Source organism: Acinetobacter sp. SwsAc2 (genome assembly GCF_013391465.1).
GTDB classification, from domain to species: domain Bacteria; phylum Pseudomonadota; class Gammaproteobacteria; order Pseudomonadales; family Moraxellaceae; genus Acinetobacter; species Acinetobacter johnsonii.
Window position 1 is genome coordinate 1 of the sequence record NZ_JACBEZ010000061.1, and the last position, 6,465, is coordinate 6,465.

6 protein-coding genes and 2 pseudogenes are annotated in these 6,465 nt (G+C 37.1%); 3 read left to right on the forward strand and 5 right to left on the reverse strand.

Annotated elements, in window-relative coordinates:
- Positions 1-241 precede the first annotated feature (241 nt).
- A pseudogene (locus tag HYI04_RS16380) lies at positions 242-1,697 on the forward strand (SulP family inorganic anion transporter).
- 110 nt (positions 1,698-1,807) lie between these two features.
- Here the strand turns inward: HYI04_RS16380 and HYI04_RS16385 are convergent.
- Positions 1,808-2,098 carry an addiction module antidote protein gene (locus tag HYI04_RS16385; RefSeq protein ID WP_004969304.1) on the reverse strand — a complete coding sequence of 97 codons (291 nt, stop codon included), beginning with the start codon at positions 2,096-2,098 and terminating at the stop codon, positions 1,808-1,810.
- Position 2,099: 1 nt separating this feature from the next.
- A complete protein-coding gene (locus HYI04_RS16390) occupies positions 2,100-2,396 on the reverse strand; it encodes a type II toxin-antitoxin system RelE/ParE family toxin (protein WP_004647749.1) in 297 nt (98 codons plus the stop codon).
- Positions 2,397-2,611: 215 nt separating this feature from the next.
- On the opposite strand from HYI04_RS16390, the gene HYI04_RS17020 reads away from it, so the two are divergent.
- Positions 2,612-2,737 (forward strand): hypothetical protein, encoded by a 126-nt coding sequence (locus tag HYI04_RS17020; RefSeq protein WP_004969301.1) that lies wholly within the window; start codon positions 2,612-2,614, stop codon positions 2,735-2,737.
- 102 nt (positions 2,738-2,839) lie between these two features.
- Here the strand turns inward: HYI04_RS17020 and HYI04_RS16395 are convergent, their stop codons facing one another.
- Both HYI04_RS16395 and HYI04_RS16400 read right to left on the reverse strand, forming a co-directional pair.
- Positions 2,840-3,913, reverse strand: a complete 1,074-nt coding sequence (locus HYI04_RS16395; RefSeq protein ID WP_043041639.1) for a hypothetical protein — start codon at positions 3,911-3,913, stop codon at positions 2,840-2,842.
- A gap of 220 nt (positions 3,914-4,133) precedes the next feature.
- Positions 4,134-4,700, reverse strand: a complete 567-nt coding sequence (locus HYI04_RS16400; RefSeq protein ID WP_043041640.1) for a recombinase family protein — start codon at positions 4,698-4,700, stop codon at positions 4,134-4,136.
- A gap of 275 nt (positions 4,701-4,975) precedes the next feature.
- On the opposite strand from HYI04_RS16400, the pseudogene HYI04_RS16405 reads away from it, so the two are divergent.
- Positions 4,976-5,811 (forward strand): annotated as a pseudogene (locus tag HYI04_RS16405) (BCCT family transporter); the annotation flags it as partial.
- Between the two features lie 32 nt (positions 5,812-5,843).
- Here the strand turns inward: HYI04_RS16405 and HYI04_RS16410 are convergent.
- On the reverse strand, positions 5,844-6,320 hold the full coding sequence (locus tag HYI04_RS16410) for a hypothetical protein (protein ID WP_227560729.1): 477 nt from the start codon (positions 6,318-6,320) through the stop codon (positions 5,844-5,846).
- Positions 6,321-6,465 lie beyond the last annotated feature (145 nt).

A 6,465-nucleotide genomic window follows, 5' to 3' on the forward strand; every position in this document is an offset into this window, starting at 1 on the left:
TTAAACAAAGCTTGGATATAACATCCAGGCTTTATAAAAAAGTACCTAGCTGTTACCCTTGTCCTGATTTTTTTACTCTAAAACGTTCTTTCATCTTATGACACTTACGCCACCTTAAGTTTATTTATCGTCTTAAATCTGTAAATAACTCATCACTGTCTAGTGATGTGGTGTAGTCGTTTGTGTGTTGTATATATCACATCACTAGCCTATCTGAAAAATTAAAAAACAGGCTATGTTTATGTTATCTAATGTCCGAGAACAGTGGTTCTCTAACATCCGTGGGGATGTACTTGCCGGATTAGTCGTCGGTCTTGCACTCATCCCTGAAGCCATCGCATTTTCAATTATTGCAGGTGTAGATCCTAAAGTTGGTCTATACGCATCCTTCTGTATTGCCGTCGTGATTTCTTTCGTAGGTGGTCGTCCTGCCATGATTTCAGCAGCCACTGGTGCAATGGCGCTGCTTATGGTCACATTGGTCAAAGAGCATGGGCTTGAATATCTGCTGGCAGCAACAATTTTGACAGGCGTGATTCAAATATTGGCAGGCTATTTAAAGCTCGCCAAGTTAATGCGGTTTGTATCTAAATCTGTGGTTATTGGATTCGTAAATGCGTTAGCGATCTTAATTTTCATGGCTCAATTGCCTGAACTGATTAATGTGACCTGGCATGTATATGCTTTTGTTGCTTTAGGTTTAGCAATTATTTATCTATTCCCTCTGGTTCCCAAATTAGGAAAATTACTCCCTTCTCCACTAGTCTGCATCATTGCAATCACATTATTGGCAATCGCTTTAGGAATTGATGTACGGACCGTGGGCGATATGGGGTCTTTACCTGACACACTTCCAATGTTCTTGATTCCAGATATTCCTTTGAATATTGAAACATTGATGATTATTTTGCCTTATTCAGTCGCACTGGCGGCTGTAGGTTTACTTGAATCGATGATGACAGCAACTATCGTGGATGAAATGACTGATACGCCAAGTGATAAATATCAGGAATGTAAGGGACAAGGGATTGCGAATATTGCTTCTGGCTTTATGGGTGGCATGGCCGGTTGTGCAATGATTGGTCAATCTATGATTAACGTAAAATCAGGTGGCCTTACACGCTTATCAACATTCTCTGCGGGCATTTTTCTTCTTATTCTGGTTGTATTTATCAGCGACTGGCTCAAAGTGATTCCAATGGTTGACATTGGTAGCGGTAATGATAATGGTCTCTATCAGTACCTTTGAATGGAGTTCTGTCACTCAGTTAAAAGATAATCCTAAGAGCAGTAATATCGTCATGATTGCGACGGTGATTGTAGTTGTTGCTACGCATAACCTGGCTTTGGGTGTGTTAACAGGCGTATTACTTTCAGCCTTGTTCCTGGCGAATAAACTTGAAAATGATATCCAGGTGACAGCATCTTTTGAAGGAATGGCCCGTTTATATGAGTTGAGAGGTCAGATCTTCTTTAGTTCTTCTGAAAAATTCATGCAAGGTTTTGACTTTAAAGAGGATGTAAAGGAGGTGATTATTGATTTGACCCATTCTCACATTTGGGATGTAACATCAGTCGCCATGCTTGATTCTGTTGTAAATAAATTTCAAAAGAATGGTGCGAATGTCACAGTACGTGGTCTAAATGAAGCCAGTTCGATCATGATTGATAAGTATGGGACACATGCCAGAATTTAAGTTTTAAAAATTCTATATTTATATAGAATTTCTAAAATTAACATAATACACCTTATACGAATCTAAAAATGGGAGCCTTTAGCTCCCATTTTTACTATATTTTTAAAGTTTTAAGCGTGTTGTACTGTGAGCTTTAAGCCTAAAGCATTTACTACACGATTAATCGTATCAAAACGTGGTGCTGAATCCTGACGTAGGGCTTTGTAGAGTGCTTCACGCCCAATCCCTGCTTCTTTAGCGATTTGAGTCATGCCACGAGCTTTAGCAATAACACCAAGTGCATGGGCTAATTCAGCTGGATCATTTTCTTCAAGAACCATATTGAGATACATCACAATGTCTTCTTCAGTTTTGAGCGACTCAGCCATATCAAAACTTGGTAAATCAGCGACTTTAACCATTTTAATCCTCCAATGTTTTCGATAGTTTGACTGCCCGATCGATGTCTTGTTGTTGAGTTGATTTATCTCCACCACCAAGCATTACAATCACAACGTCACCATGTTGGATGTAATACATCCTCCATCCAGAACCGAAGAATTCTCTCATTTCCCAAACGCCATCTTGGAGAGGTTTAATGTCTCCCCAGTTTCCACGTTGAACCTTATCTAATCGACGATTCAGGCGGATACGGGTCATATTGTCTTTAATGCCATCCAACCATTCATCAAATTCTGGAAGACGTTTAATTTCAATCATGAGGATCCTTATCTTCTCACTATATTGTATTCGATCGAATACAATATGCAAGTAATTTATACGAACATCCATTAATTTCGTATAACACCATTATGTTAAATACATAATTTTTTTGGTTAAAATTTAAACTTTTTTACTGTTTTTCAGGCAAGATGCATATTTTTTTGAAGCCATACTTTCCTTGTCAGATGTTCAAACATTTTAAGGAGAAAGCAATGACACAAACAGCGAATGATCAACGTGCTACAGTAAAAAATCCTAATAATATTCAACATGCGCAGAATCAGGACAACCGTAGCCGACAATTGAATCCTAATCATAAACCTACGAAATCTAAATAAGGATGAAAACTATGAGCACAGCAGGTTGGCCTAGTACTACTGGAAATCCATCAGGTGGTGGCCGAGACAATAATCCACCTCGTAAATAAAAATTTATTTATCTTATAATATCAATTCAGAAGGCCAAAGATATTGGCCTTCTGAAGGATATTTCTTCAGGAAGGCTTCCCATATCACGATAAAATCTTCTGATGTAGCTAACGTAGAAACGCTGGCTGTTTTTTGAAAATGTTTATAATAAAAGTCTTGCCAAAAATATATTAACCATAGGCCAGCTATGGCATTAATACTTTCAAACCACTTATCTTCTGGAAGTTCATTTTTCAGGAATAAATAATTCTCTTCTGAGACTTGTTCATAAATTTCATCATTTTTAAACTCACCATAAGGTAGACCTAGGAACTCATAGACTTCATTCAAGTAGCATAGTCTTCTGTTTTCTCTAACTTTTTTAATTAGTTGTATAAATTCTTTAATTTGTTCATCTTCGAGAGAAGGATCTAACCATTGCTCAAAACCATTAGTTGGAGGAATAGTCTTCAGAATCTCGACTTTATGTCCTTTTGTTGCTTCAAACTTTGCATTTATCTTTAAGATAAATAAAAGAAAATCTGTAAAAGTTTTTGATGGGAAGTATGGTCGTTTATTTTTAAACTTAAACTTTAATGCTTGGTTTAGTGAGATTGATTGGAATCCCCACTTCTTAGAAATTAAATGATCTAAGTGAATTAAAATTAGCAGTATATTGACGCCAGAATTTCTAAGCATCTCATGACTAATAATATTCTTTAAATCACCGTTAAAGCTAAAGTTATTTACCAGAAAATCATGTAGTTTGCAGACATCTTCATATAAAAAATTATTTTTTTCTAATTCTGAAAATAGCTTTATATGCTCATTCCAATAAAAAAAATCGTTATTCTTAATTGGATATAGTTCTAAGATTTTTAAGCAGTATGCAAAATTATAGTTTTCTTCATCTACAGCTAAAGAAGTTGCTGAATTAAGTACGAAAAACCCCATTTCTGAAGCAAATTCGGATTTAATTTTAACTTTAGCTATTTCATCATTTTTAAATGGAACATTAGTATATTTTTTCTCAATTTTACCTAGTTTCTTAGCCAGGTTTTTATCCATATTTTTCAATATTAAACAGTAGAATTCTAAAGGATTCATGGATGCCCTAATTTTTTAAAAAATCTAAAATTAACATAATACACCTTATACGAAATGCGTTATAATTCCACTTAGAAATCAATGCTGTAGTTTCTAGTTGATAGCCCACCTTCCCCAAGGTGGGCTTTTTTTGTGATTTTTCACGTTCCACGCTTAAAATTCGAACAGTGTTTCATGATTTTTATAAGTTAAACTAAATTTAGTTGCTAATCCCAATAAGCTATTCACTAACTTGTAAATATCGGTATACCGCCTGACGACTAATCCCAAAAGCTTTCCCTAATGCCATTTTCGATGGATACTTCCCCTCCTTCCATGCTTGTCGTAAAGCTTCAGCTTGGTCAGGCTTTAGTTTATGCACCCGACCTTTGTACTTCCCCTCAGCAGAGGCGAGTTTTATTCCTTCCTTTTGCCGCTCTAAAATGATCTCACGTTCGAACTGTGCAAAAGCACCCATCATTTGAAGCATCAAATTATCCATCGGGGTGGATTCGGCTGTAAAAGTAATATTTTCTTTTACAAACTGGATGGCGATCCCTCGTTTGACCAGTTTATCTACTTCAGTGACCAAATCTTTTAGGCTTCGCGCAAAACGATCCATTGAATGTACAATCACCCTGTCCCCTTCCCGGACATAGTTCAACATTTCCTGAAATTTAGGTCGGTCAGTATTTTTACCTGAAGCACGGTCAACAAAAATCCGGTCGACCTCAATTCCTTCAAGTTGACGTCCAGTGTTTTGCTCGACAGAACTTACCCGGACATACCCTACTTTTTGGCCTTTCACTTTTTCACGCCCCAATTGGATAAAAATGAACAATTTCGTAAATTATAATTCTTTAACACTAAAGTTACATGTTACTTATGATTAAAAATCATTTAAATGATACATAATTTCATGAACTTTCAGATTGTAACTTTAGGGTATACTCTATAGTTACATAAATTTAGATATTAAAAACTTCTCTCCGATAAACCCAGTACGGTTCAATGATAAGATTAACCCGTTAGGTCAGGTGGCCTAACTTAAATAAAAAAGTCTCCGACAAACCCGGTACGGTTCAAAATCATTCCAGTCTAGTATTGGCTGTAGAAAAAGATTCTTCTGTTGCCTTATTCGAATTTTTAAAGACTTTACCTCTCTCTAGTGTATCCAGTCTGGTTGCTACCCTCCTGATCTTCCTGTTTTTTGTTACTTCGGCTGATTCAGGAGCCTTGATCACAGATTACCTTACGGCTAAAACGGAGCACTCCCCTGTTTGGCAACGTTTGTTCTGGACAGCTGTGATTGCTGTTCTTTCTATTATCTTGCTGATCGTTGGTGGTTTAAGTGGCTTGCAATCTGCAGTGATCATGAGTGCCTTGCCTTTTACTTTCATTATGCTGTTATTGTGCTGGGGGTTAATCAAGGCACTACGTTTAGATGTCTTAAAAGTACAGGCCCTACAAAGTGCTAGGATCACACCACGAGCTATACAAAACCCAAGAAGCTGGCAACAGCGTCTAGGTTTAATTATGCATTACCCACATTCTAAAGCCGAAGTAACAGCCTATATTCATCAGAATGTTCATCAGGCTTTTCAGAACATAAAACATGAATTTCAGCGCCGGAATCTGGATGTTTCAATCCGTGAGGTTGATGGGGGCTATTACTGAAAGTAGATCATCAAAATGAAATCAACTTCATCTATCAAGTCGTGGCTACTGAAACACGAGCTCCGAGTTTTATGCTCGATGACGAAAGTAGCCTCTCTCTGAAATATTACAAAGCGGAAGTTTTTCTAAAAGAAGGGGGGAAAAACTACAATGTCATGGAATGGACACAAGAAGATTTACTCCAGGACATTATTGATCAATACGAACGCCACTTGTATTTTTTAAATGTAGTCCGTAATTAAACAATCTACATAGCAGTTCAAATTAACAAGTATTAGTTTGAACTGCTATCTTTTTGATTAACAATATCTTGATTTACCAAAAAATCTAATAGTACAGCATCCGTCTTCATTCTAACCTTGAACCAATTTTCAATGCGAATTTGATCTTCACTCGATAGTGGTTCAGATGTTCTCACACTAAGTTGCAGTATTTGCTTTTGATTGGGATCAGTCGGTAAATCAATGCCTTGTCCTAGAAAAATAGAGCTTACAGTGGGATGCTGTGCACGTAGCTCTGCAAAAACATCATTTGCATTGGCAAATAAAGCATTTTTCACCCTTAATTCTTGCTGTAATTGTTTTACCTGTTCATCCTTTTGGCGCAGGGCTTCTTGTCCATTCAGATACAAATCACTCAATACCCCAGATTTTAAGGCAGTCACATCAACCTTATCATCATTGGTTTGATGCACAATAATTTTAGTTCCTTCGAGATTTGCAACAGCAAGTCTCCCTTCAATATTCTGCAACGTCGCCTGACTTAAGGGGGCACTGTTGCAAATAACCACGAATGGTAAGCTGAAGACTGTTTTAGCTAAAGGTGCAGCATATGAATCCTTTCCATGGTCGGCATTTTCAGGGCGAAATCATTCTTTGGGCTGTGCGCTGGTATTG